This is a genomic window from Mesorhizobium sp. M0001 (genome assembly GCF_040324255.1).
In the GTDB taxonomy this organism is placed as follows: Bacteria; Pseudomonadota; Alphaproteobacteria; order Rhizobiales; family Rhizobiaceae; genus Mesorhizobium.
Genome location: NZ_JAMYVS010000002.1, coordinates 934280 through 958910, shown reverse-complemented (window position 1 = coordinate 958910; position 24631 = coordinate 934280). Strand labels below are relative to the sequence as shown.

At 63.5% G+C, this 24631-nt stretch carries 24 protein-coding genes; 10 read left to right on the top strand and 14 right to left on the bottom strand.

Annotation, left to right across the window (positions count from 1 at the left end):
- Window positions 1-83: 83 nt before the first annotated feature.
- A complete protein-coding gene (locus NKK50_RS09610) occupies window positions 84-761 on the bottom strand; it encodes a PadR family transcriptional regulator (protein WP_352499855.1) in 678 nt (225 codons plus the stop codon).
- A 256-nt stretch (window positions 762-1017) separates the two neighbouring features.
- Here NKK50_RS09610 and NKK50_RS09605 point away from each other — a divergent pair, with 256 nt between their 5' ends.
- Window positions 1018-1275, top strand: a complete 258-nt coding sequence (locus NKK50_RS09605; protein WP_023672449.1) for a DUF2798 domain-containing protein — start codon at window positions 1018-1020, stop codon at window positions 1273-1275.
- A 45-nt stretch (window positions 1276-1320) separates the two neighbouring features.
- Here NKK50_RS09605 and NKK50_RS09600 read toward each other — a convergent pair whose 3' ends face one another.
- The 5 genes from NKK50_RS09600 to NKK50_RS09580 all read right to left on the bottom strand — a co-directional run bounded on the left by NKK50_RS09600 (window position 1321) and on the right by NKK50_RS09580 (window position 7173).
- Entirely contained in the window at window positions 1321-1701 is a 381-nt protein-coding gene (locus NKK50_RS09600; RefSeq protein WP_023697082.1) for a thiol-disulfide oxidoreductase DCC family protein, read from the bottom strand.
- Between the two features lie 69 nt (window positions 1702-1770).
- Window positions 1771-2064 carry a GYD domain-containing protein gene (locus NKK50_RS09595; protein ID WP_023672447.1) on the bottom strand — a complete coding sequence of 98 codons (294 nt, stop codon included), beginning with the start codon at window positions 2062-2064 and terminating at the stop codon, window positions 1771-1773.
- A 191-nt stretch (window positions 2065-2255) separates the two neighbouring features.
- On the bottom strand, window positions 2256-4280 hold the full coding sequence (rpoD, locus tag NKK50_RS09590) for an RNA polymerase sigma factor RpoD (protein ID WP_023672446.1): 2025 nt from the start codon (window positions 4278-4280) through the stop codon (window positions 2256-2258).
- A 412-nt stretch (window positions 4281-4692) separates the two neighbouring features.
- The gene (gene dnaG / locus NKK50_RS09585) at window positions 4693-6633 is read right to left on the bottom strand and encodes a DNA primase (RefSeq protein WP_023683795.1); all 1941 of its coding nucleotides are present in this window, start codon (window positions 6631-6633) and stop codon (window positions 4693-4695) included.
- Window positions 6634-6804: 171 nt separating this feature from the next.
- A complete protein-coding gene (locus NKK50_RS09580; RefSeq protein WP_352543295.1) occupies window positions 6805-7173 on the bottom strand; it encodes an RcnB family protein in 369 nt (122 codons plus the stop codon).
- Between the two features lie 388 nt (window positions 7174-7561).
- Between NKK50_RS09580 and NKK50_RS09575 the strand changes: the two genes are divergently transcribed.
- Window positions 7562-9226, top strand: a complete 1665-nt coding sequence (locus NKK50_RS09575; RefSeq protein ID WP_352497543.1) for a Na/Pi cotransporter family protein — start codon at window positions 7562-7564, stop codon at window positions 9224-9226.
- 95 nt (window positions 9227-9321) lie between these two features.
- Window positions 9322-10503 carry an MFS transporter gene (locus NKK50_RS09570; protein WP_352499853.1) on the top strand — a complete coding sequence of 394 codons (1182 nt, stop codon included), beginning with the start codon at window positions 9322-9324 and terminating at the stop codon, window positions 10501-10503.
- Window positions 10504-10510: 7 nt separating this feature from the next.
- On the opposite strand, the gene NKK50_RS09565 is transcribed toward NKK50_RS09570, so the two are convergent.
- Entirely contained in the window at window positions 10511-11068 is a 558-nt protein-coding gene (locus tag NKK50_RS09565) for a GNAT family N-acetyltransferase (RefSeq protein WP_352543294.1), read from the bottom strand.
- Between the two features lie 109 nt (window positions 11069-11177).
- Window positions 11178-11627, bottom strand: a complete 450-nt coding sequence (locus NKK50_RS09560) for a GatB/YqeY domain-containing protein (RefSeq protein ID WP_032888139.1) — start codon at window positions 11625-11627, stop codon at window positions 11178-11180.
- A gap of 260 nt (window positions 11628-11887) precedes the next feature.
- On the opposite strand from NKK50_RS09560, the gene carA reads away from it, so the two are divergent.
- The 3 genes from carA (at window position 11888) to NKK50_RS09545 (ending at window position 13811) form a co-directional block, all read left to right on the top strand.
- On the top strand, window positions 11888-13105 hold the full coding sequence (gene carA, locus NKK50_RS09555) for a glutamine-hydrolyzing carbamoyl-phosphate synthase small subunit (RefSeq protein WP_081726027.1): 1218 nt from the start codon (window positions 11888-11890) through the stop codon (window positions 13103-13105).
- A gap of 321 nt (window positions 13106-13426) precedes the next feature.
- Complete coding sequence (locus NKK50_RS09550) at window positions 13427-13687, top strand: hypothetical protein (RefSeq protein ID WP_245274106.1); 261 nt, start codon at window positions 13427-13429, stop codon at window positions 13685-13687.
- The gene (locus tag NKK50_RS09545) at window positions 13614-13811 is read left to right on the top strand and encodes a helix-turn-helix domain-containing protein (protein WP_348524580.1); all 198 of its coding nucleotides are present in this window, start codon (window positions 13614-13616) and stop codon (window positions 13809-13811) included. The genes NKK50_RS09550 and NKK50_RS09545 overlap by 74 nt, the downstream gene beginning before the upstream one ends.
- A gap of 9 nt (window positions 13812-13820) precedes the next feature.
- Here the strand turns inward: NKK50_RS09545 and NKK50_RS09540 are convergent, their stop codons facing one another.
- The 3 genes from NKK50_RS09540 to ypfJ form a co-directional block, all read right to left on the bottom strand.
- Complete coding sequence (locus NKK50_RS09540) at window positions 13821-14741, bottom strand: aldo/keto reductase (RefSeq protein WP_352499852.1); 921 nt, start codon at window positions 14739-14741, stop codon at window positions 13821-13823.
- Window positions 14738-16003 carry a TCR/Tet family MFS transporter gene (locus tag NKK50_RS09535; RefSeq protein ID WP_023701149.1) on the bottom strand — a complete coding sequence of 422 codons (1266 nt, stop codon included), beginning with the start codon at window positions 16001-16003 and terminating at the stop codon, window positions 14738-14740. Before NKK50_RS09535 ends, NKK50_RS09540 begins: the two co-directional genes overlap by 4 nt.
- A gap of 176 nt (window positions 16004-16179) precedes the next feature.
- On the bottom strand, window positions 16180-17115 hold the full coding sequence (ypfJ, locus tag NKK50_RS09530) for a KPN_02809 family neutral zinc metallopeptidase (protein ID WP_023828078.1): 936 nt from the start codon (window positions 17113-17115) through the stop codon (window positions 16180-16182).
- 186 nt (window positions 17116-17301) lie between these two features.
- Between ypfJ and NKK50_RS09525 the strand changes: the two genes are divergently transcribed.
- Window positions 17302-19368: a hypothetical protein gene (locus NKK50_RS09525; RefSeq protein WP_031203825.1), complete on the top strand. Its 2067-nt coding sequence runs from the start codon at window positions 17302-17304 to the stop codon at window positions 19366-19368.
- 28 nt (window positions 19369-19396) lie between these two features.
- On the opposite strand, the gene NKK50_RS09520 is transcribed toward NKK50_RS09525, so the two are convergent.
- Both NKK50_RS09520 and mntR read right to left on the bottom strand, forming a co-directional pair.
- Entirely contained in the window at window positions 19397-19585 is a 189-nt protein-coding gene (locus NKK50_RS09520) for a hypothetical protein (RefSeq protein WP_023672434.1), read from the bottom strand.
- 91 nt (window positions 19586-19676) lie between these two features.
- A complete protein-coding gene (mntR, locus tag NKK50_RS09515; RefSeq protein ID WP_023672433.1) occupies window positions 19677-20132 on the bottom strand; it encodes a manganese-binding transcriptional regulator MntR in 456 nt (151 codons plus the stop codon).
- Between the two features lie 255 nt (window positions 20133-20387).
- Between mntR and NKK50_RS09510 the strand changes: the two genes are divergently transcribed.
- From NKK50_RS09510 to NKK50_RS09500, 3 genes are all read left to right on the top strand, one after another.
- Window positions 20388-21746: an Nramp family divalent metal transporter gene (locus tag NKK50_RS09510; RefSeq protein WP_023672432.1), complete on the top strand. Its 1359-nt coding sequence runs from the start codon at window positions 20388-20390 to the stop codon at window positions 21744-21746.
- Between the two features lie 144 nt (window positions 21747-21890).
- Window positions 21891-22748, top strand: coding sequence for a protein-L-isoaspartate O-methyltransferase family protein (locus NKK50_RS09505; RefSeq protein ID WP_352543293.1), 858 nt, complete (start codon window positions 21891-21893; stop codon window positions 22746-22748).
- 117 nt (window positions 22749-22865) lie between these two features.
- Window positions 22866-23516 (top strand): dihydrofolate reductase family protein, encoded by a 651-nt coding sequence (locus NKK50_RS09500; protein ID WP_023711197.1) that lies wholly within the window; start codon window positions 22866-22868, stop codon window positions 23514-23516.
- Between the two features lie 191 nt (window positions 23517-23707).
- On the opposite strand, the gene NKK50_RS09495 is transcribed toward NKK50_RS09500, so the two are convergent.
- The gene (locus NKK50_RS09495) at window positions 23708-24586 is read right to left on the bottom strand and encodes a LysR family transcriptional regulator (RefSeq protein ID WP_502896487.1); all 879 of its coding nucleotides are present in this window, start codon (window positions 24584-24586) and stop codon (window positions 23708-23710) included.
- Window positions 24587-24631 lie beyond the last annotated feature (45 nt).

The following is a 24631-nucleotide window of genomic DNA, read 5'->3' as shown; positions in this document are numbered from 1 at the left end:
AATCATCCTGCACCATGTCTCGCGGTGCAGGATGATTTTCAGTACCGTTCCTCAGTCGAACGGGCAAGGGTTCTCGCCCGGGGTCAACCGCGCGATAGCGCTTCTAGGGCTTCAGCGGCGGCTTCCAGGACTGCAATCGCCTCGGCCTGCTTTTCAGCCGGCGCGTCGACGAGATCGTCGAGCGCGGCACGCAGCCGGTGGCGCACGGCGCGGAACTCGTCGCGGGCTTCCGAGCGACCCCGTCCACCACGCCGTCCGCCTTCCTCGCCGTCGTCGTTCCAGCCGAACCAGTCCCGCGCTTTCGCCATCTTGCGGCCGAAGCGCTCCAGATGCTCGAGCACGCCGTCGATCATCTCGCGGTTCTCGGCGAGATGCGCCTGCCCCGCCTCGGTGATCGAAAACACCTTCTTGTTGCCGTCGGCGGCTGAAGCCGCATAGCCGGCCTCTTCCAGGAAGGTCAGCGTCGGATAGACGACGCCCGGGCTCGGGCTGTAGATGCCGCTGGTGCGCTCTTCCAGCGCCTTGATGATGTCGTAGCCGTGGCGCGGCGCCTCGGCCAGCAGCGACAGCGTGATCAGCTTGAGATCGCCGTCGGCCAGCATGCGCCCGGCACGAAACATGTCGCCCGGGCCGCCGCGTCCACCGCCACGTCCGCCGTGGCCGAACGGACCAAAGCCGCCGCCCCCTCTTCCACCAAATTTGCCTGCCATGTGCAGGAATGCGCGCTCGGCGCGCTCGCCAAAGGGATGATGTCTGTGCATGAATTGCTCCTTGAGTTATATCTTACGATACATCTTAATTAGGCTTGCCCCGCCGACGAGTCAAGATATATCTTACGATGTATCTAAAGGCGGCGCCAGAAGGTTGATTTCGCCGCCGCCGGCAGCTAGAAAGCGCATGAGGGCCAAAACCTCTCCGTAAGCGTCTGCCACCCCGGTCTTTCCGGGCAGTTCCGCCGGAAACCCGGCGCAATGGATGCCAAATGCGACGGACCGGATGTTTCAGGAAAATCCAAAAATGACCACGACCCGTAAGCGCGGCAAGCTGCCGGCGCGCTATGCCGCGATCGTCAGCCCGCTGGTGCTGTCGCTGCTGATGACCTTCATCGTCTCGTTCATATCGACGCTGAAAAGCCTTGGACTGCAACCTGATTTGCCGGCTGTCTGGCTCACTGCCTGGGGCCTGTCCTGGCTGGTAGCGTTCCCAACGTTGCTCATGGTGCTGCCGGCGGTGCGCCGCATCGTCGGCTGGCTTTGCGAGCCGGCGTCCCGGTAACGCCCATGACGGTAAGGCCCGCAGATATCTGCGGGCCTTGCCTCGCTACCAGCGGCCCTTGCGCCGGTTCCAGGCATAGAGAAGATCGGCGAAACGATCATAGGCCAAGCGCGTCAGCGGCAGCGCGACCGGATTGCCGAAGAGCGTCGCCAGCCAGCCCTCGCCCGGCGTCGCCCGCCAGACGGCAACCGCGACATCGGCGCCGACCAGCAGCCTGCCTTCGGCATCGGTGGCATGCAGCCGGCGGCGTATGTCCTCCAGCGAGGCGCTGTAGCCAGAGAGCGCCGCCGGTTCGAGGTTGATGTCGCGGAATTCGATCCGCCCGGCCTTGATCGCCTCGATCAGCCGCCGTTTCTGCCGGGTGATGCCGCCATCGCAGACGGGGCAGCGTGTGTTGTACCAGACGGTCAGCGCAGGCTTGGACATGGCGCGACTATCACCCTGACGGCACGGCCCCGCAATATGACGCCGAGCCGCACGGACCCGCGCCCAGCGCTATCCAAGCGAAGTGACGATCTCGCGATAGGCAAATTCCGGGAAAGCCTTGAGCGTTCGCGTCTTGACGCTGCCACCCGTTGCCAGCATCAGCGCGAAACGAGCAAGCACAGCATCGTCGGGCGCCTCGATAATCGCCACCATGTCATATTCGCCCATAGTCAGGTAAAACGCCTTGAACGAGCCGCCCATGTCGGCCAGTTGCTTCTTGGCGGCATCGAGCCGCTTCGGCGACTCTCGGATATTTCTGGCGCCCTGTTCCGTCCAGTTCATCAGCAGGATGTAGGTTGTCATCACACACCTCCCTCCGGCGCCACGGAGCACGGCTGAGGACATCAGCCGGGGCGGACATCCGGTTTTTCGCCCAGAACATACATCCGACCAGGCAAGTATCCTCCCGACGGAGATGGGCGACAAGAGCCTTCACCCGGGCAACAAAAAGGGCGCCATCGGCGCCCTTTTCGAATGCTGGTCTGTTGCCGGTATCAGCTGTCGAGGAAGCTCCTCAGCTTGCGGCTCCGGCTCGGGTGCTTGAGCTTGCGCAGCGCCTTGGCTTCGATCTGGCGGATACGCTCGCGCGTCACCGAGAACTGCTGGCCGACTTCTTCCAGCGTGTGGTCGGTGTTCATGCCGATGCCGAAGCGCATGCGCAGCACCCGCTCCTCGCGCGGCGTCAGCGATGCGAGCACCCGCGTTGTGGTCTCGCGCAGATTGGCTTGGATCGCCGCATCGATCGGCAGGATCGCCATCTTGTCCTCGATGAAATCGCCCAGATGCGAATCCTCTTCGTCACCCACAGGGGTTTCGAGCGAGATCGGCTCCTTGGCGATCTTCAAGACCTTGCGCACTTTTTCGAGCGGCATTGCGAGCTTTTCTGCCAGTTCCTCCGGCGTCGGCTCGCGGCCGATTTCATGCAGCATCTGGCGCGACGTGCGCACGATCTTGTTGATCGTTTCGATCATGTGCACCGGGATGCGGATGGTGCGCGCCTGGTCGGCAATCGAACGCGTGATCGCCTGCCGGATCCACCATGTCGCATAGGTAGAGAACTTGTAGCCGCGGCGGTATTCGAATTTGTCGACCGCCTTCATCAAGCCGATATTGCCTTCCTGGATCAGGTCGAGGAACTGCAGGCCGCGATTGGTGTATTTCTTGGCGATGGAAATGACGAGGCGCAGGTTGGCCTCGACCATTTCCTTCTTGGCGATAGCGGCTTCGCGCTCGCCCTTCTGCACCTGGTTGACGATCTTGCGGAATTCCAGGATCGAGATCGCCGTCTCGGTGGCGAGATTCTGGATTTCCGAACGCAGATCCTTGATCGCGTCCTTCTCGTTCTTGGTGAATTCCTTCCAGCCGCGCGAGGTCAGATTGCCGATCGAGCGCGTCCAGTTCGGGTCGAGCTCGGAGCCCTGATATTCCTTGAGGAACTCCTCGCGGCGCACGCCATAGCTTTCGGCCAGGCGCAGCAGCTTGCCTTCGTTCTGCACCAGCCGCTTGTTGATGTCGTAGAGCTGCTCGACCAGCGCCTCGATGCGCGCCGTGTTGAGCGACAGCGACTTCACCGCCTTGATCAGCTGGTCCTTCAGCTCCTTCAGGCGGCGGTCCTGGCTTGGCGACAGCGTGCCGGTCGCGGCCAGACGGTTCTCGACCTGCTGGTCCTGCAGCTTGCGCAGCTTCTTGTAGGTGTCGGCGATGACGTCGAGCGTCTCCATCACCTGCGGGCGCAGTTCCGCTTCCATCGCCGCCAGCGACAGGCTCGCCTCGTCCTCGTCTTCCTCGTCGTCATCGACCAGGCCGCGCGTGTCGGCGCCGACATTGGTGATGTCGTCTTCCTCGTCGCGTCCACGCCTCGGCTTGTCCTCGGCCTTGGGCGCCTCCTCGATGCGCTCGACCACCGGCGCCTGCTTGGCTTCGGGGCCGGCATAGGTGGCTTCGAGGTCGATGATCTCGCGCAGCAGGATCTTGGATTCGTTGAGCTCGTCACGCCAGATGATGATGGCCTGGAAGGTCAGCGGGCTTTCGCAGAGGCCCGCAATCATCGTCTCGCGGCCGGCCTCGATGCGCTTGGCGATCGCGATTTCGCCCTCGCGCGACAGGAGCTCGACCGAGCCCATCTCGCGCAGATACATGCGCACCGGGTCATCGGTGCGGTCGGTCGGCTCTTTCTTGGTGGTCGTGGCGGCGACGGCGGTGCCGGTCTGCTCGGCCAGCTCGTTGGCGTCTTCCTCGGCGTCGGCATTGCTGTCGGCGGCCTCGGGCTCCTCGCTCTGATCGTCGTCCTCGACCACGTTGATGCCCATGTCGGACAGCATCGCATTGATGTCTTCGATGCGATCCGGATCGGTCTCTTCCGACGGCAGCACCGCGTTCAGTTCGTCGAGAGTCACATAGCCGCGCTTCTTGGCGGCCTTGATCATCTTCTTGACAGCATCATCGGAAAGGTCGAGCAGAGGCCCATCGGTGGCGCCTTCACGTTCGGTCTCGACCTCTTCCTTTTCCTTTGTCGCCATAGTCTTTATCTTCTCCTAGCGGCCGAGCATCGAAGCCGCGTAGCTGCCGCACCGGTCAAACTACATGCGCTGGTGGCGCTTAACCGGGCCGGTAACCGAATCAACTCTTTTGTTTGTTCATATCGTGCCCCCAAAACCGGTTTTCACTTTTGGGCGATATGCATTAAGTCCAGATTAACCCTGATATCTGTGGCAGGCTGACAGCCTGTCCAGTGATCAGCACCTCGCGTCAGTGCATTTCCATCGACGCCGGCGCGGGTTAAGGTTTCGAATCGTCCTGATTCCGTCATTCTGCCAGAAGGTCAAGCGCCTCTCGCATGATTCGCATCAAAAAAGCGAATCAATTACCCGACTTAGAGGCGTCGATTCGACGCGCAGCACGTACAACATTCATTCTTGCGCAGGTTTCGATCTAGACGCGCCCACCCCTGCCCGAGGATACACCGAACCCTTCGATCAGCGCTTCCGTTGCTTGTACATCACGGAATTGCGCCTGAATCTCGATGAGGTGCCGGTAGTTTTCGTCAGTGGGATCGCTGGCGAGCGCTGCTTCCGCCTGTTTCAGCTCCTTATGTAAGGTGCGCGCGCTGCGCTGCAAGTGCAGCGCCTGGTTGAAGGCGTCGCGGGCATCGTCAAGCGCTGCGGTTTCCAGCGCGGGCCATTGCCTGGCCCGTTGGATGAGCGCCACGGCGCGCCCCCAGATATCGCTGCAGCCGGCACGTTCGATGGTGGCGATCACCGCGCTACGGTCATTGGCCATGTCGTGCGCCATCGCATCGAGGATGGCGGCGTGCAGCCGCTGCAGATCGGTGTTGGCGAGATCGAGGAACTCGACATGGGCGAAGTTCTCGTCGATCAGCGCCGGATGGTTGACGAGGGCTACGATGATCGTCGCCTCGCGCACCGACATCATCTCGCCACCGCGTTTGACCATGGCGGAGCGGCCGAGGCTTTCGGTGATCGCGGCGCGCGCGCCTGCCCCGCTGCCTTTGGCGAACTGTCCGCCGGGTGCGGGCGTTTTGCCCTGCCCCGGTTTCCAGTCCTGGCGACCTTGCCGCACTTCGCGCTGGGCGCTGAAGAAGGTCAGCTCCCGCTCGCGCATCCACTGCTGGTAGTGGTAGCGCTGGCTCTCATCGCGGATGCGGCTGGTCAGTTCGCGCAGCGTCTTTGTCAGCCCCGCCCGCCGCTCCGGCGTGTCGAAGACGCCACCGGATGTCTCACGCATCCACAACAAATCAGCGAGAGGCCGCGCTTCCGCCAGCACGGCACGAAACGCGTCCGGCCCTTCTGCCTTGACCAGATCGTCGGGATCCTTGCCCTCCGGCAACAGCGCAAAGCGCACCGACCGCCCGGCCTGCACCGACGGCAGCGCGAGATCCGCGGCGCGCCACGCCGCCTTCAGCCCGGCCTGGTCGCCGTCGAAGCACAGCATCGGCTCAGGCGCCATGCGCCACAGAAGTTCGAGTTGGTTTTCGGTGAGCGCGGTGCCGAGCGGCGCCACGGCATTCTCGAAGCCGGCCTGCGCCAGCGCAATCACGTCCATATAGCCTTCGACGGCAATCACCGTGCCGCCTTTCGCCAGCGCTTTGCGGGCGCGGGCGAAATTGTAGAGCACGTTGCCCTTGTGGAAGAGCTCGGTGTCGGGCGAATTCATGTATTTGGCCAGCGCATCGGGCGCCAGTGCGCGGCCGCCAAAGGCGATGATCTTGCCGCGAGAATCCGGGATCGGGAACATGATGCGATCGCGGAACCAGTCATAGGAGACCGGGATGTCGTCGCCATGACGCACCAGCCCGCAGGCCTCGATGTCGGCCTTGGGCACACCCTTGGCGGCAAGATGTTCCTTCAGCGCATTGCGGCTGTCGGGCGCAAAGCCCAGCCGGAACGATTGCTGCGTCGCCGGCGTCAGCCCGCGATCCCTGAGATAGGCGCGGGCTTTTGCACCCTCCGGTCCTTGCAGCCGCTCCTGGAAGAAGGCAGTCGCCATCTCCATGACATCGGTCAGACTGGCGCGTTCCTTCTCACGCTGTTCTTCCCGCTCGTCGCGCACCGGCATCGGCACGCCGGCCATGTCGGCGATCTTCTCGACCGCTTCGGGAAAGCTTAATCCGTCGAGCTCGGTCAGGAACTTGAAATGATCGCCCGACACCGAACAGCCGAAACAGTGATAGCGGCCCTTCTTGTCCTCGCAGTGGAAGGAGGGGCTCTTTTCGCCATGGAACGGACAACAGGCCCAATAGTCGCCGCGCGAGGCGTTGGTCTTCTTCCTGTCCCATGCGACGCGCTGGCCGATGACCGATGAAATCGGCACACGGTCGCGTATCTCATCGAGAAAGGCGGGCGGAAAGCGCATTGGGGAACTCGTTTGTCCCTCATATAATCATGCTCGCGGAATCCGACGACCCTTATTGCGGACCATACCCGGTTTCCACAGCCAAAAAGCCCGGTTTCTACAGCCAAAAGAAAGGCGGCCGTTTCGGGCCGCCTCCTTTCAAGTCTCTGCATTGCGCCGGCGAGGCCGGGCTTAATGCGCGGCAATGGCGCCGAAGATGATGCCGGACAGGACGCTGACCAGCACATAGTCGTTGCCGACGCGGATCCATTCCTGGCCGGGGCCGGGGCGATGCAGGCCATAGCGGCCATAATCGCGGATCGGCTGGTGCCGCTTCCAGCTGGAATATTTCTGGCCATTGCGCCAATGGCTGCGCTTGACGACCACCGTCTTCTTCACGACGCGCTTCCTGATATCGACATGCTTGCCGGGCCTCTGCCAGTCGACCTGCGTGTAATTCGACTGCGGTGCGACCGGTGCGTTCACCGGTGCGGCCCGGCCGGTAAGCGAAGTGGCGGCCAGCATCGAGAAAGCGAGGGCGGAAAGAACAATACGTTTCATAGCGGGGCTCCTTGGTTGTCGATGCCTAGGGAATAGCGCCCGAAGGATGAACCGAAACTGAACACTAGCATTACATTTACGCAATGAAATCCGGCGCTTATCCTGGATATTTGAACATCATCGCAAAGGCGATTGCCGGGAGTCCGGCAAACCGGGACGATCCGCTGCCATCACCAGGGATCCGCCATGCAACCATTTGCGCATCCGTCCATTTTCCGACACGCCCTGTCGCGCCGCGACGGCTCTTGAAATCGACAAGATTTTATTACCCGGCTAAAATATTCCGGATATTGTTCAAGACTGTCATGACCATGATTCGCAGCCCCGTTTTCATCCCTGCACTGCGCGCCCTCCGCGTCGCGATAGCTGTCTGCGTGCGGGTTTCGAAATGAGCGGCTCCGTCGTTCTGCTGCATCTGGCGGGCTCGGTGGCGCTGATGCTGTTTGCCACCCGCATGGTCAAGACAGGCGTCGAGCGCGCCTATGGCGACGTGCTGCGTCACCGGCTGCGCTCCACCATGCGCAATCCGATCATGGCGGTGCTGGCCGGCTGCGGCCTGTCCATCGCGCTGCAGAGCTCGACCGCCGTCACGCTTCTCGTCGGCTCCTTCGCCGGCGCCGGCATCGTCTCGGGCATGTCGGGCCAATTGGCTGTGCGCGGCGCCGAGATCGGCTCGGCGCTGGTGGTCAAGCTCTTGACCTTCGATCTGACGCTGCTGGTGCCGATCTGCCTCGTCGCCGGCACGGTCATGTTCATGGCCACCGAGCGGCGCGACTGGCGCCAGTTCGGCCGCATCCTGGTCGGCATCGGCCTTTTGGTACTGTCGCTGGAGATGATCGGCCAGGCCTCGGAGCCGCTGCGCCAGAGCACGCTGATGCCGCTCATCATCGAATATTTCTCCAGCGACTACGTCACCGCCTATCTGCTCGCCGCGCTCGTTACCTGGCTCTTCCACTCCTCAATCGCCGCCGTGCTTTTGATGGTCACGCTGGCCGGGCGCGGCTTCATCCCGCCCGAACTCGGCATCGTGCTGGTGCTCGGCGTCAATCTCGGCTCGTCGATCATCGCGCCGCTGCTCACCCGAAGTGCCGAACCTGGCGTGCGCGTCGTGCCGATCGGCAATCTGTTGATGCGCGGCATGGGCTCGCTGGTGATGCTGATCCTGTTCATGACGCTGAAGCCACCGGTCGCCTTCCTCGGCGCCACCGTGCCCGACCAGATCGTCAACGCCCACATACTGTTCAATGTGCTGATCCTGCTCGCCGGCCTGCCGCTTGCCAGCCTGATCTATCGTGCTTCCGAGAAGATCGTCGCAATGGGCACCAAGCCGGCGCCGGCTACAGAGCTCGATGTGGTCGAACTCTCCGCCCTCAACGACGGCGCGCTCGACGTTCCGAGCCAGGCGCTGGCCAACGCCACCCGCGAGGTGGTCCGCGTCTGCGAGACGGTCGAGATCATGCTCAAGCGTATCATCGAGCTGTATGAAAGCGCCGACGGCGACAAGATCAAGGCGCTGGCCGCCCTTGACGACCGCGTCGACAGGAAGCACGCGGCGATCAAGCTCTATCTGGCCAAATTGACCAGGAACTCGCTCACAGAGGACGAGGCGCTGCGCTGCCAGGAGCTGATAGGCGCCTGCGTCAAGCTTGAGCAGGTCGGCGACATCATCGTGCGCAACATGCTGGTGCATGTGAAGAAGAAGTTCGAGCGCGGGCTGGAGTTCACGCCCGAGGGCTGGAGCGAGCTGCTCGCCTTTCACACCTCGGTGCTGGCCAATGCCAGGCTTGCCTTCAACGTGCTGGTGTCGCGCGACCCTGAGACTGCCCGCCAGCTGGTGCTGGAAAAGGACCGGCTGCGCGACCGCGAAAAGGAAACCAGCGCCAGCCATTTCGTGCGCCTGCGCGACGGCACCGCCAAGAGCGTCGAGACCAGCTCCATCCACCTCGACACCATCCGCGACCTGAAGCAGATCAACTCGCTGCTGGCGTCGATGGCCTACCCGGTGCTGGAAGAGCGCGGCCTGCTCGGCGGCTCCAGGTTGAAGGCGAGCTGATCAAGAAAACCTAAACCGGCCGCAAAAATTTCTGCATTGCCGGCAAGCGCCATCCATGATTTGAGGCCAACTCGTTCAAGGATCGCTTCCGCGCCATGCTTCCGCTCATTGCCCTGTTCATCGCCGCCTTCGCTTTCGGCACCACCGAATTCGTCATTGCCGGCGTGCTGCCGCAAGTGGCCGACGGCCTTGGCGTTTCGATCCCGACCTCCGGCTATCTCGTCTCAGGCTATGCCGGCGGCATCGCGGTTGGCGGGCCATTGCTGGCGCTCGCCACCAAGGGCATTCCCCGCAAGACGCTGCTGCTTTGCCTGACCGTCGCCTTCACCATCGGCCAGGCCGCTTGCGCGCTGGCGCCCGATTTTGCCTCGATGCTGCTCTTGCGCATTGCGGTCGCCGTCGCACACGGCGCCTATTTCGGCGTCGCCATGGTGGTGGCTGTCGGCCTCGTGCCCGAGGACAAGCGCGGCATGGCCGTGGCTGTGATCCTCTCCGGCCTCACCGTATCCAATGTCATCGGCGTCCCGGCCGGCACCGCAATCGGCAATCTCTGGGGCTGGCGCGCCACCTTCTGGGTGATGTGCGCGCTTGGCGTGGTAGCCTTTGCCGCCATGACTGCGCTTTTGCCGCGCGCGACAGGCGCATCAAGGCCATCCGCCAGTCTTGGCAGCGAGGTTCGCGTGCTGGCGCGCCAGCAAGTCTGGACCTCGCTGATCCTGATGCTGATGTTGATGATCGGCCAGTTCGGCCTGTTCACCTACATCACCCCGACCCTGCTTGAGGTGACCCATCTCGACGAGGGCCTGATCCCCTGGGTGCTGCTGCTCAACGGCGTCGGCGCCACCGTCGGTGTGTTTCTCGGCGGCAAGCTTTCCGACTGGAAGCTGATGCCGTCGCTGATCACAATGCTTGCGCTGCAAGCGGTGATGTTGGGCGTGATCTATGCCGTCAGCCCCTACCCCGTGCCGATGGTCATCGCCATCGTTATCTGGGGTGGCCTCAACTTCGCCATAGGCACGCCGATCCAGACCCGCATCCTGGCCTGGACGGCGGACGCCTCCAACCTCGCCTCCTCGCTCATCCCCTCCGGCTTCAATGTCGGCATCGCGCTCGCCGCGTCGCTGGGCGCTGCCATGCTCAATGCCGGCTACGGCTATCGCAGCCTGCCGGTTGTGGGCGCTGCCGCCATGCTGGTGGCGGTGGTGGTGGCACTTGCCTCCTACATCTGGGAGGGGCGCAGCCGGGCAGCGCCGCCGCTGCCAGCAGCGGCCGAATAGCATCGGACTACAAATCGATCCGGAACAACAAACTCTCGGCGCCGCCATACGCGGCGTCCTTGATGAACGGACCGACCACACGGCCGCCATTGGCCAGCACCACCTTCTGCGAGGCCGGATTGTCGAGGTCGGTGGTGAGCTCGACATATGGCAAACCAACAGCCCTCGCCTCGTCCAGCATCAGCCGCAGCGCCTCGGTCGCATAGCCTCGTCCGCGCTTCCACGGCACCACGGCATAGCCGATATGGCCGAGCACATGCGACGGCAGTGCGGCCGTACCCGGCTGCCAGCGAAAGCCGATCGAGCCGGCGGCCTCGCCGTCCCAGATCCAGCGCCGGAAGCCCGGCAGCCGCGGCACGGTCGTGCCGTCCGGCAAGGTAATCGAGCCTCCTTTGGCCTCGGGATCGTCGAGGCTGGCAAGGAACGCCGCGGGATCCTCGTCGATCGCCGCAAGTTGCTCGCGCGTCGCTTCCATCAGCCGGACATTGTCCGGCGACCAGCCACGCTCGAGCGCCGCCTTGTAGGAGGGCAGATGTTCGAGCGTGGGTTTGACGATTTCGATCATGGTGGGTCTCTCCGGCAGGTCAACGCTTGCTCGCTTAAGCCGGTGCGGACCGTTTCTTGCCCAGAGGTAATGCCCCTGCTCTCCTTCGCCATTGAAGCGGTGTCGGCTCCTACTGCAGCAGGCCTTTGACGATGCCGCTGGCCTTGCCGAAATCCATCTGGCCGGCATATTTCTGCTTCAGCGCGGCGATCACCTTGCCCATGTCCTTTTGGCTGGCGGCACCGGTCGCAGCGATCGCCTCGCGCGCCGCAGCTGTTACGGCGGCCTCATCCAGCTGCGTCGGCAGGAAGCCGCGGATGATCTCCATCTCGCCACGCTCCTGCGCGGCCAGATCCGGGCGCTTGCCGTCCTCGAACGCCTTGGCCGATTCCTCGCGCTGCTTCACCATCTTGGCCAGGATCTGCAGGATCTCCTCGTCGCTGGCGGGGTCCTTGGTCGAGCCGCGATTGGCGATGTCGCGGTCGTGGATGGCGGCCTGGATCAGCCTGAGCGTCGGCAGCCGGTGCTTGTCCTGCGCCTTCATCGCGCTTTTCAGGGATTCGGCGATTTTTGCGCGCATGATGCTTTCTCCTTCGAACGGCGCGGACAATAACCGCGGCCCATCCGCAAAGCAAACGCGCCAAAGCCCTGATATCGTTCGACGAAACAAATGCTCGCCGTTTTTGGCACGGGTATCATTGACCGCTCTGGCGCCTTCCCCTATGTACTCGGCCTTGCACAAGACAAAGAATTGATGCGCGCAGGCTCGAGAGATCGGCCGCGCCGTTTGCTGCGCAGATGGCCCGCCATCGAAGCGCGCAGCGTGACAGGAGCGTCGCCATGGCCGAGATGACCCCCGAACTGACCCCGCCTTGGGCAACCGAAAAGCCGACCGCCGTCCTGGTGCTGGCCGACGGCACCGTCATCGAGGGTCGCGGCCTCGGCGCCACCGGTTCCGCCGTTGCCGAAGTCTGCTTCAACACCGCGCTCACCGGCTACCAGGAAATTCTCACCGACCCGTCCTATGCCGGCCAGATCGTCACCTTCACCTTCCCGCATATCGGCAACATCGGCACCAATGACGAGGACATCGAGGACTTGAACCCGGTCGCCCGTGCCGGCGCCGTTGGCGCGGTGTTCAAGGCCGATGTCACCAACCCGTCCAACTACCGCGCCGACACCGGGCTGGACCAGTGGCTGAAGAAGCGCGGCATCGTCGCGCTGTCGGGCATCGACACCCGGGCGCTGACCGCGCTGATCCGCGAAAAGGGCATGCCCAATGCCGTCATTGCGCACGCGCCCGACGGCATCTTCGACCTCGACGATTTGAAGCGGCGGGCCGCCGCCTGGTCGGGCCTGATCGGGCTTGACCTCGCCAAGGAAGTCACCTCCGGCCAGTCCTCGGTCTGGCGTGGAACGCCCTGGGTGTGGAACGAAGGCTTTGGCGAACAGGCCGAGCCGTCGATGCACGTCGTCGCCATCGACTACGGCGTCAAGCGTAACATCCTTCGCCTGCTTTCCGGCCTCGGCGCCAAGGTCACCGTGGTTCCGGCCGGTACCGGTTCGGAAGAAATCCTGGCCATGCAGCCCGACGGCATCTTCCTCTCCAACGGCCCCGGCGACCCGGAAGCCACCGGCGAATACGCGGTGCCGGTCATCCAGGACCTGCTCAAGACCGATATTCCGGTGTTCGGCATCTGCCTCGGCCACCAGATGCTGGCCCTGGCGCTGGGCGGCAAGACCGCCAAGATGCACCAGGGCCATCACGGCGCCAACCACCCCGTCAAGGATCATACCACCGGCAAGGTCGAGATCGTCTCGATGAACCACGGCTTTGCCGTCGATGCCGACTCCTTGCCCGAGGGCGTCGAGGAAACCCATGTCTCGCTGTTCGATGGCTCGAACTGCGGCATCGCGCTGACCGGACGTCCGGTGTTCTCGGTCCAGCACCACCCCGAGGCCTCGCCCGGCCCGCAGGACTCGCACTATCTGTTCCGCCGCTTCGTCAACCTGATCCGCGAAAAGCGCGGCGAGGAACTGCTGGCCGAACGGGCCTGAGCCCTGTAGCAGCGATAATATCGCTTAGCCTCGAGCGATAAATCTGCGATATTGCGCGAGTCAAGACGATCATCCTCTCGGTGTCGGCAGCTCGCGATCTCGACAACCTGCCGGCCGATGTCCGCGAGCAGGTCTCTGAGGGTTTGAACACTTATGCCATCAGCGGGCGTGGGGATGTAGAACGTCTTGCCGGCCGAGACGGTTACAGACTTCGGATCGGTTGCTACCGCGTTATATTGATGAAGATCGCACGACAATCCTCGCGATCTACATCGGCAAGCGCGAAACGACGACCTACAGCCGGCCATAGGACAGCACATCATGAACGCTCCGCAAATCATAAGGACTTCAACCGGGGAAGAACTGGTCGTCATCCCGAAGGCTGACTACGAGGCATTGCTGCATGCCGCCGAAGAAGCCAGAGAAGACGCTGCGGATGTGGCGATCTACGATGAGCGGAAGGCCGAGTTCAAAACGGAAAAGCCTCTGCCCGCCGAGGTGACCATGGATATTTTGCGAGGTTCCAGCTGGGCTCAAGGCGCTGCGCAACTGGCGCAAGCTGACGCAGGGCGAGTTCGCTGATGCCATCGGTGTCAGCCAGGGCTTCCTGTCGGACCTTGAATCCAATCGCCGCAAGCCATCGGCCCAAACCAGCACCATGCTGTCGAAGGCATTGGACGTGCCCAGCGAATGGATCGAAGCCTAGTATCTGACCTTACGCCACCGGCCGGCCTTCGCTGGCCTCCAGTATGGCGAACCATTGCTGGCGGTCGAGGTCGATCTCCAGCGCCTTGACCATGGCGGCCAGCCGCTCGGGCTTCATCGTGCCCAGCACCGGCGCCAGCCGCGCCGGATGACGCAGCAGCCAGGCGATGGCGACGGCGGCGAGATCGCCGGCGCCGATCTCGGCAGCCACCGCCGCGATTGCCGCCCTGACCCGCGCCTCGCGCCCTTCCTTGCCGGTGAACAGCAAGCCGCCGCCGAGCGGCGACCAGATCATCGGCGCATAGCCGAGGCGTTGCGCGTGATCGAGGCTGCCATCCATCAGCGCATTGGTCTTCAGCACCGACATCTCGATCTGGTTGGTGGCCAAGGCAAACGGCAGCCGCGAAGCCAGAAGGTCGAACTGCGACGGCGTGAAATTGGAGACCCCGACCGCTCTCACCTTGCCCGACTTGACCAGCCCGGCAAGAGCCGCCGCCGTCTCGTCGGCATCCATCAGCGGATCCGGCCGGTGCAGCAGCAACAGGTCGAGATAGTCGGTGCCGAGATTGGCGAGCGAACGGTCGACCGAGGCGGCAATGTGGGCCGCACTGGTGTCGTAATGCTTCAGCCGGTTCTGAGGCCGGTTGGCCGATGCCAGAATGATGTCGCATTTCGAGATCAGCTCGATGCTGTCGCGCTTGCCCTTCCAGCGCGACAAGCCGGCGCCAAAGGCAGCTTCCACCTGGTAATGCCCGTAAATATCGGCATGGTCGAAGCTGGTCAGGCCGAGATCGACCGCAGTGCCGATCAGCCGCGCGATCTGGTCGGCGTCCGGGCGCGCGGCGCTGTCGAGCAGGCGCCAGGCGCCGAACACCAGCCGCGACAGCGACAAACCGTCCTTGGTTAGCTCTATGCGGCTGTCATGGCTCATATCTGGGCTCCATCTTCCGCAGCGCCGGTGGCAACGCTTCTCACCGCCGTCGGCCTCGCAACTTTCGTCACAAAGACAATGACCGCAAGCGTCAGGAAGCACGCGCCAACCAGATAGGGGGCGCCGCCGAACACTACGGGCGCATTCGGTCCGGTGAACCAGGAAAAGATCGCGGTGTAGAGCAGCGGCGTGATGATCGAGGTGATCGAGAAGATCGATGTCATCGCACCCTGCAATTCGCCTTGCGCCGATGGCGGCACTTTGGCGGCGGCAAGGCTTCTCAGCGGCGGATCGGCCAGTGCTTCGAGGCAGCCGACGACGATCACCGCATAGATCATCCAGCCTTGCGAGGCGAAGGCGTAGCCGAAGGCGCTGGCCGCCGTAAATGTCAGGCCGATGACCGCCGTCTTCCACTCGCCAAGTTTGGGGATCACGCGCGGCAGCACCGTCGCCATGACGATCGCCCCACACAGGCCGAAGGCGCCGAGCGAGAAGCCGATCTGCTGCTCGCTCCAGCCATAACGATAATTGGACACGAACGACCACACCGCAGGATACATCATGTGGCCGAGCGTCATCAGGAAGAAGGCGAGCCCGATCCAGCCAATGCCCTGATATTGGCGCATCTGCAGCAGCGTGCCGACCGGGTTGGCGCGTTTCCACTCGAAGCGGCGGCGGTGCTTTTCATCGAGCGTTTCAGGCAGGAAGAACATGGCGATGAGGAAGTTCACGAAGGCAAGCCCGGCGGCAAAGTAAAACGGCACTCGCGGCCCGAACGTGCCGAGCAGCCCGCCCAGCACCGGCCCAATGACGAAGCCGACGCCGAAGGCGATGCCGAGCAGACCGAAATTCTTCGCCCGGTTGGCGTCGTTCGAGATGTCGGCAATGAAGGCCGACGTCGTCGAATAGCTGGCGCCCGAAACGCCGGCCAGCACGCGGCCGATGAACAGCATCGGATAGGACCAGGCGATGGCGCAGATCAGATTGTCGATCGAGAATGTAAGCACCGAGGCAAGCAGGATCGGCCGCCGCCCGAAGCGGTCGCTCAATCCACCCATGATTGGCGCGAAGAAGAACTGCATCGCCGCATAGACGAAGAACAGCCAGCCGCCTTCGATCGCCGCTTCGCTGATGCCGACGCCGGAAAGCTCCCTGAGAAAGGCCGGCAACACCGGCATGATCATGCCGAAGCCGATAATGTCGAGCAGCAGCGTGGTGAAGACGAGCGCAAGGCCCCGCCTGGCGGTTTTGGGGTCGATCATGATGGCGTCTGCTCCCTGGGACCGCCCTTGGGCGGGCGCCCGTTATAGGCGAGGCGCCACTTTGGAACAATAGGAGAACGCCTCAGGCGTTCTCCTCCTGACATCTGTTGCCGGTGGTGAATCGGCCCGCCGACGGATGCGCTTTGGACCGCGGTCGGCTGGAACTTGCGAGCGCCTCAAACCGGACCGGTCAGCGTGTTGCAATCCGACAGCTTGCCGCTCTTGTAGCCGCGCGCCAGCCAGCTCTGCCTTTGCTGCGACGTCCCGTGGTTGAAGCTTTCCGGAACGACATAGCCCTGCATCTTCTTCTGCAGCGTATCGTCGCCGATCTGCTTGGCGGCGTTGAGCGCCTCTTCGATGTCGCCCTGTTCCAGAATGCCCTTCTGCGCGGTGAAATGCGCCCAAACGCCGGCGAAGCAGTCGGCCTGCAGCTCGATGCGCACCGACATCTGGTTGGCTTCCGCCTCACCCATCGACTGCCGCATCTGGTTGAACTTGGGCAGGATGCCGGTGAGGTTCTGCACATGGTGACCGACTTCATGGGCGATCACATATGCCTGGGCGAAATCCCCCGAGGCGCCGAACTGCTGGTCGAGCTGCTGGAAGAAGGTGGTGTCGAGGTAGACCTTGTGGTCGCCGGGACAATAGAACGGTCCGGCTGCCGTCGAGGCGGAGCCGCAGGCCGAGCGGATCTGGCCGCTGAACAGCACAAGCTTCGGGTCCTCGTATTTCAGGCCCTGCGACTGGAAGATGCCGGTCCAGGTCTCTTCGGTCTCGGCCAGCACGGTCGCCACGAACTGCTTCATCTCGTCGGAAGCAGGCGTGCCGGCGCCGTCGTCCTGGCCGCCGCTGTTGTCGGTAATCTGGCCACCGCCACCCGGCAGCACGCCGCCGCCGTCGCCGCTGCCCAGGATCTGCGACGGGTCGAAGCCGAAATACCATCCGGCCAGCACCACGAGGACGACCAGCAATATGCTGCCGCCGCCGCCGGTGCGGCCGCCGATCGGGATGCGGAACTGGCCAGGGCTGCCGCCGCCCAAACCACCACCGCCGCCGCTGTCGCTGCGCTCGTCCTCGACATTGTCACTCTGACGGCGGCCCTTCCAGAGCATGGCAACTCCCCGTATGCAAATTTTCGGCTGGCCTGGCCGATGTCGTGGCCCAGTCCGACCCAACAGACAATTATCGCAATGGTTGCGCCAAGTCACAGTATTTTTCGTGGCAGCGGCATCGCGTTCGCACTCTGGTCGAGGCGGCATGCGCGCTGTAGCATCCGGTTCGAACGGGGGTGTCGGGACTTGCGGACGATCGGTCGATTTCTGCTGCTGGCGGTGGTGCTATGCCTCGGCCCGTTGCCGGCGCGCGCCGTGACGCTCGATTCCAGCGTCGCCGTGACCGATCCCGAGACATTGCAGGCGCTTGAGCGTGGCGGCCTCTCGATCAGCCGCCTGCTCGGCCCGGCGCTGGGTCTCACGCGCGAGGTCGACAATCGCGGCCTGTTTTCGGTGCGCGCGCTGACCCCTGTCCGCAACGCCGTCAAGCAGCAGATCGCCGACGAGCCTGCCAATAGCCCCGATCCCTATGTCGCTGCGCTGGCGAAGTCGAAGGACCCCAGCCAGAAATTCAACCCGAAATACATCGACGATGACGGCTCGACGCTCGACCTGACCGGCGTCGTCAACCGCATGGACCGCGGCTATCTCGGCCACACCGAATGCGGCGAGATCAGGCTGATCTACCGCTTCCACTATTCGGTGGCGGAGAAGCCCACGAAGGGAAAGACAGCGCAACGCATCTCGTCGCGGCTGCCGCTGACCATGAGTCTGGTCTTCAACGCCAGGCCCGGCGAGGCTCGCCCCCGCGCTTCGAGAGACCGTCCAAGCGCCACCGCCGTTTCCTGTGCCGAAATCGCCAAGCGCTGGCTCGCCGCCGGCCAGAAGAACCTTGCGCCCGAGCAACTGGCAGCCTGGCTGCGCTCCGACGAAGGGCCGCTCTCCAACGCCATGCTGAATTCGTCGCAGATCATGCGGCTTGAGCTGAACATGCAGGTTCTCCGGCTGTCGGCCTCGAGCCGCCGCGACTTCGGTGGCCACGCCGAATATCTCCTCAAGATTTTCAAATGGGACCCAACGACGTCCACCTTCCAGGAATCGAAGATGGAGAACCAGATCGACCGGAAAGTGGTTCTGGCCGACCGGCCGGCCTTCGCCAAATGGCTGCTCACCGACCGCAACATCTACGATCTCGACCGCGGCCGGCTGGTCATCGACGACAAATTCCTGGCGACCAGCGCCGTCTCGGTCGCACCCGGCGGCATGGCCAGATCGCAAAACAACATCGCCTATGGGCTGCTCGACGATGCCGACATCGACAAGGCACTGCAGGACTATGTCGCCAAGGGCAACGAGCTGCGCAGCGTGAAATCGGTGGCCGGCTTCAATCTGCGTCTCAACGAAATGACCTGCACCGGCTGCCACCAGACGCACGGCATTGCCGGCTTCCATTACACCGGCGCCGATCCGGCCAGCGAGCCGCGCCGCAACGCCGTCTTCGTCCCCGGCTCGGCGGTGTTCTTCGCCGACCTGCCTCGCCGCCGCGCCATCGTCGAGGACTTCGCCGCCGGCGGCCATCCGGATTTCTCACGCGGCTTCGCCGCCCGTCCGGACGCCAAACTCGCCGAAGCGCTGAAAGGCACTGATCTCTACAATGGCTGGGGCTCGATCTGCTACAGCGGCAAGGATGCCAGCTTCAAGGACTGGAGCTGCGGCGAAAGCCTGCGCTGCGCCGGCGTCCATGAAAGCGACATCCATCCGGGCTTCGGCACCTGCGTCAGCGAGGCGGCCACCGCAGTCGGCGACCCCGTCGAGTTCGGCGAGATTAAGATGTCGAGCTGGGGCAGCGACAAATATTGCCGCCTGTCGCCGGCCACCGCAAAAGCCTGCGCCATCGATCCGGCGCGCGACAAGAAACCGGTAATCAAGCTCGCCGGCTATGGCGCGGCGCGCCAACGCTACGACAACCCCGAGCAGAAGACCGGTGGCTTTCCCGGGGGCATGCTGCGCAAGGCAAGCTGCGACAAGCTTCCCGACGAGGCGACTTGCGGCCGCCTCGCCAAGACCGGTTTCAACGACTGCATCGCGTCGGGCAAGGACCACAAATTCTGCACCAAGGAATTCACCAAGACCGCCGGCCTGCGCGCCTGCGACAAGGCGCATCCCTGCCGCGAGGACTATATCTGCACCGCCGGCTACGACGATCTGGCCGCAGCCAAGCCTGGCAAGGGCTCCTGCATTCCGCCCTATTTCATATTCCAGTTCCGCGTCGACGGCCATCCGCGCAGTTGGGTGCAGGACACCGAGGAATGAGCGGCAGGTTGCCGCTTGCGAACAGAACTCAGATCTTCTGCTTGGTGCCGGCGCTTTTGCCGTCCGAGCTTTTGGAGCGTTCCTCGAAACGCGCGGCGCCCTTTTTCAGCGCATGGCCGGTTTCGACCTCGGTCTTGCGTTCGTCCTTTGCCGCTGCCTGCCTCAAACCCTCGGCCGCCTGCTTGCCCTTCGCGGTCGGTGCCTGTTCGACGCCCATGTTTTCCTCCTTGGCGCGCGACAATCACGCGCAACGTCAGGAGCAACGAGCCTGACGTGCGGAGGTTCCAGTGGTGCGGCCCCGGCACCCCTCAGCGCGGCGCGATCATCGCCTTGCGAAAGGCTTCCAGCGTCTCGGCGCTGACATGATGCTCGATGCCCTCGGCATCGATGCGCGCCGTCTCGGCGCTGACACCGAGCGAACGCAAAAACGCTTCTACCGTCTGGTGGCGGATGCGGCTCTCTTCCGCCACCTTGCGCCCGGCGTCGGTCAGGAACACACCGCGATAGGGTTTTCTGGAAACGAGCCCGTCGGCGCACAGCCTGGTCAGCATCTTGGCCACCGTCGGCTGGGCGACACCCAGCCGCGCAGCAATATCGACCTGACGCGCCTCATTGCCGTCCTCGATCAGGTCGGCGATCAGCTCGACATAATCCTCGACCAGCGCGCCGCGGCGCGCTTCGCGCTGCTGCCGGAACCCTTTCGAATGAATCTCGGCGTCAGGCAGCGGCTCCTCGCGTCCAACCGGTCTGTGCTTCAGCGCCAACACGCGCTCCTTCCTATCTTTGACAAGAATCGGCTTTGGGCAAAGCAATCGCCCTTTGCCATTCATAGCACGGGCTTAACTGTTCCAGCCGTTTATTTCCGTTCCATGGTAGGCGCAACCGGCGTTTGCGATCCCCTGCCGGCCTGCCGGTCGGCGAACAGGAAGCACATACAATGAAATATAGCCTATTGCATAATGTTGAGCCCTGGCATAGATAGGATGACGTCAACCGATCCATCCAGTGGAAAGCCCTCCATGTCCGAAGCTGACGCTACCTTGGGATCATCCTGGCGATTTGACAGACCGGAGGACAATCCTCCCAGCCTGCGCGAGGTGAACTCCACGATCGCGGTGCCGCAGTCCGGCGTCTGGTTCCGTCGCCTGTTCGCCTTCATGGGACCGGGCTACATGGTCTCGGTCGGCTATATGGATCCGGGCAACTGGGCCACCGACCTCGCCGGCGGCGCCCAGTTCGGCTACACGCTATTGTTCATCATCATGCTGTCCAACCTGATGGCGATCCTGCTGCAGGCGCTTGCCGCCCGGCTTGGCATCGCCACCGGCCGCGACCTCGCCCAGGCCTGCCGCGCCTATTATCCGCGTCCCGTCAGTTTCGTGCTGTGGATCGCCTGCGAACTCGCCATCATCGCCTGCGACCTCGCCGAGGTGATCGGCACGGCGATCGCGCTGCAGCTTCTGTTCGGCATTCCGCTGATCGGCGGCGCGTTGCTGACGGCGCTCGACGCCTTCATCGTGCTGCTCTTGATGAACAAGGGTTTCCGCTATCTCGAAGCCTTCGTCATCGCGCTTTTGATCATCATCTTCGGCTGTTTCGCCATCCAGATCTTTGCCGCTGCCCCTCCGGTCGGCTCGATCCTGCATTCGATGTTCGTGCCGTCGACGGAGATCGTCACCAATCCGGCGATGCTCTACATCGCCATCGGCATCATCGGCGCCACGGTGATGCCGCACAATCTCTACCTGCACTCCTCGATCGTACAGACACGCGCCTATGAACGGACCGAAAAAGGCAAGCGCGACGCCATTAAATGGGCGACGACGGACTCGACCATCGCGCTCGTCCTGGCGCTGTTCGTCAACGCCTCGATCCTGATCGTCTCGGCGGTGGCCTTCCATGGCACCGGCCATCAGGATGTCGCCGAGATCGGCCAGGCCTTCGAGCTCTTGTCGCCACTGCTTGGCCTCGGCATCGCCTCCATCCTGTTTGCGGTGGCGCTGCTGGCCTCCGGCCTCAACTCGACGGTTACGGCAACGCTTGCCGGCCAGATCGTCATGGAAGGCTTTTTGCGCCTGCGCATTCCGCAATGGGCGCGCCGGCTGCTGACGCGCGGCATCGCCATCGTCCCGGTGGTGGTCGTCACCGCGCTCTATGGCGAAAAGGGCACCGGCCAGTTGCTGGTCTTCAGCCAGGTGGTACTGTCGATGCAGCTGCCCTTCGCAGTCATCCCGCTGGTGCAGTTCGTCTCCGACAAGAAGAAGATGGGCAACCTTGCCATTCCCCGCGGCGTGGCGGTCCTCGCCTGGGTCGTCGCGGCGGTCATCCTGGTGCTCAACTTCAAGCTGCTCTACGACACCGTCTTCGGCGTCGGCTGAGTTTCTTCTTGAGCAGTTCGCCGTTTCGCCGAAACGGCGAACTGCTCTATCTCTTGTTTTGACGCAATTCCGGGCGGAAAGCCGCCTCACACTTTTCCTGGAATTGCTCAAGACGGCGACAAACCGGCTATCTTACCGGCCATCATGACAAGTGTCGAAGACGCCAGGAAATTTTACGCGCAGCTGATGGCGGCCAATGCCGGCTCGGCCGATCCGCGCCTCGAAGAGGCGTTCGCCACCGTGCCGCGCGAGGCCTTTCTCGGTCCTGGACCCTGGGCGGTCGTCGCCGGCAGGGCGCTCACCACCGGCAACGGCAAGATCATGACGCCGAGCGCCGATCCTGTTCACATCTATCAGGACGTACTGGTGGCGCTCGATGCCGACAAGGGCATCAACAATGGCGAACCCTCCCTGCACGCCATGTGGATCGGCAGGATCGCCCCCAGACCGGACGAGGCCGTCACCCATGTCGGCGCCGGCACCGGCTACTACACCGCCTTGCTGGCCCGGCTGGTTGCGCCCGGCCCGGTGACCGCCTTCGAAATAGAGGCCGATCTTGCTGCCAGAGCGACAAAGAATCTCGAGACCTACGGCAATGTAAGCGTCGTCCACGACGATGCCGTCACCGGCGATCTGCCGCCGTCCGACATCATCTATGTCAATGCCGGTGTCGTCGCACCGCCGGCTGCCTGGCTGAGGGCGCTGAAACCCGGTGGCCGCATGATCTTTCCCTGGCGCCCGTCCCAGGGCGTCGGCCTGGCCGTGATGGTGACCCGCACCAAACAAGGTTTTGCCTGCGACCCCTTCATGCGCTCGTGGTTCATCCCCTGCGTCGGCGCCTCGGTCGCCGGTTCGGCGGCCAAAATCCCCGACCTCCAGAAGGCCGCGCGCAGCCGTTCGATCTGGCTGAGATCAGACAGGGCGCCGGACCGGACCGCCACCGCCATCATCGGCGACGTCTGGTTTTCGTCGCAGGCGCTTGGCGGCGGGCGACGGCGGTAGGTACCCTTGTCGGCCGGCAGCGTTTTTCTGCCAACGCCTGTCGGGCGGCCGCCGGCCTGTCCGTCCTTAGATCGAAATCCGGCCCTGACGGCGCGGATCCTGGAAAAGGAAAATCCAATGCGAAAGATCATCGCTTCCACCTTCGTCAGCCTCGACGGCGTCATGCAGGCGCCAGGCGGCCCGGAAGAAGACCCGGTTGGCGGCTTCGAATTCGGCGGCTGGACGTTCCACTACTTCGACGAGGTGGCGGGGGTGGCCATGGAGGAATTGTTCTCCAAACCCTTCGCCCTGCTGCTCGGCCGCAGAACCTACGACATCTTCGCCGCGTACTGGCCTTACCAGAAAGATCCGATCGGAGACGTCTTCAACCCTGCGACCAAATATGTGGCCACGCATCGGCCGGACAGCCTGACCTGGGAGAACACGCAATGGCTTGGGGACGATATCGTCGCCACGTTGCGCAACCTCAAGAAGGAAGATGGAGCTGACCTGCTCATCCAGGGTTCGAGCGAGCTGATCCAGACTTTGCTCGCCAACGGTCTGATCGACGAGATCCGGTTGATGATCTTCCCGCTGCTGCTGGGCAAGGGCAAGCGGCTGTTCGATGGTGGTGCGATGCCCGCCGCTTTCAAGCTGGTCAAGTCGCAGGCTACCACCACCGGCGTCATGATGGCGACCTACGAACGCGGGGGTGAGGTCAAGGTCGGGTCGTTCGCCACGCAAGAGCCGTCAGAGGCCGAGCTCGAGCGGCGTAAGAACTGGAAGTGACAGGGACAGGCTTGGCACCTTTCCTCTCCCTCCGGAGGGGGGAGAAGTGGCGCTGCGAAGCAGCGACGGAGTGGGGGAACCACCACGGCGCAAGAATCTTCCCGCACCGAGTTAAAGGGCGACCCCCACTCCGTCGAGCTTCGCTCGACACCTCTCCCCCGATCGACGGGGGGGAGCAAATCCAAGTTCTGTTAAGCCGCCACAGCCCGCCGTTCCAGCCCATCCCTGATATACCGCGCGAACTCCTGCGCGGCAGGCGCCGCGCCAAACCTCGGCAAATGCAGATTGATGGAAAAATTCGGCAGCGGCGGCAGCCCGGCATCGAAAGGCAGGATGTCGAGGTCGGCGGGAACGGTGGAGGCCAGCCAGGCGGTGACGGCAAGGTCGGAGCGCACCGTCGCGGTCGTGGCGTCGATGTTGCCGTTCTCGAACACGGTGCGCCATTCCAGCCCGTGCTCGTTCAGCGCCGACAGCACCACCGGGCGGAAGGCGCAGGTGTCGGCGACGATCGACACCGGCAGCGGCCGCTTGGCACGGGCGACTCCGCCCTTGGCCCCGACCCAGACCAGCCGGTCAATGGCCAGGCATTCGCCGGCCGACGGGCCAACCCGTTCCTCGATGACGGCAAGATCGATGGTGCCGGCCGCAAGGGCCGCGGCAAGATCCGGCGAGGCGGCGCAGAGTAGGGATATCTCGATCTTCGGATAGGTCTCGGCATAGGCTTTCAGCACCGGCGCCAGCAAGGTGCCGACAAGGTCATAGGGAACACCGAGCCGCACCTGGCCGGCGACCTCGGTGCCCGCCATCTCGGCCCAGATCTCGTCATTGAGGCCAAGCAACCGTTTGCCCTTGCCGAACAGCCGCTCGCCGGGCCGCGTCAGCCGCAAGCCACGCCGGTCGCGCTCGAACAGGCTGCAGCCCAGCGCCTCCTCCAGCCTTTTGATCTGCTGGCTGACGGCGCCTTGCGTCAGATGCAGCGCGTTCGCCGCCGCCGTCATGCTGGCCTTGTCGGCGACAGTGACGAAGGTGCGGATCAGCGCTGTGTCGAGGTTACGGATCATGGTTGGCATTATATCTGCTAATGCCAACCATCGCAAACATTGCATTTACTGAAG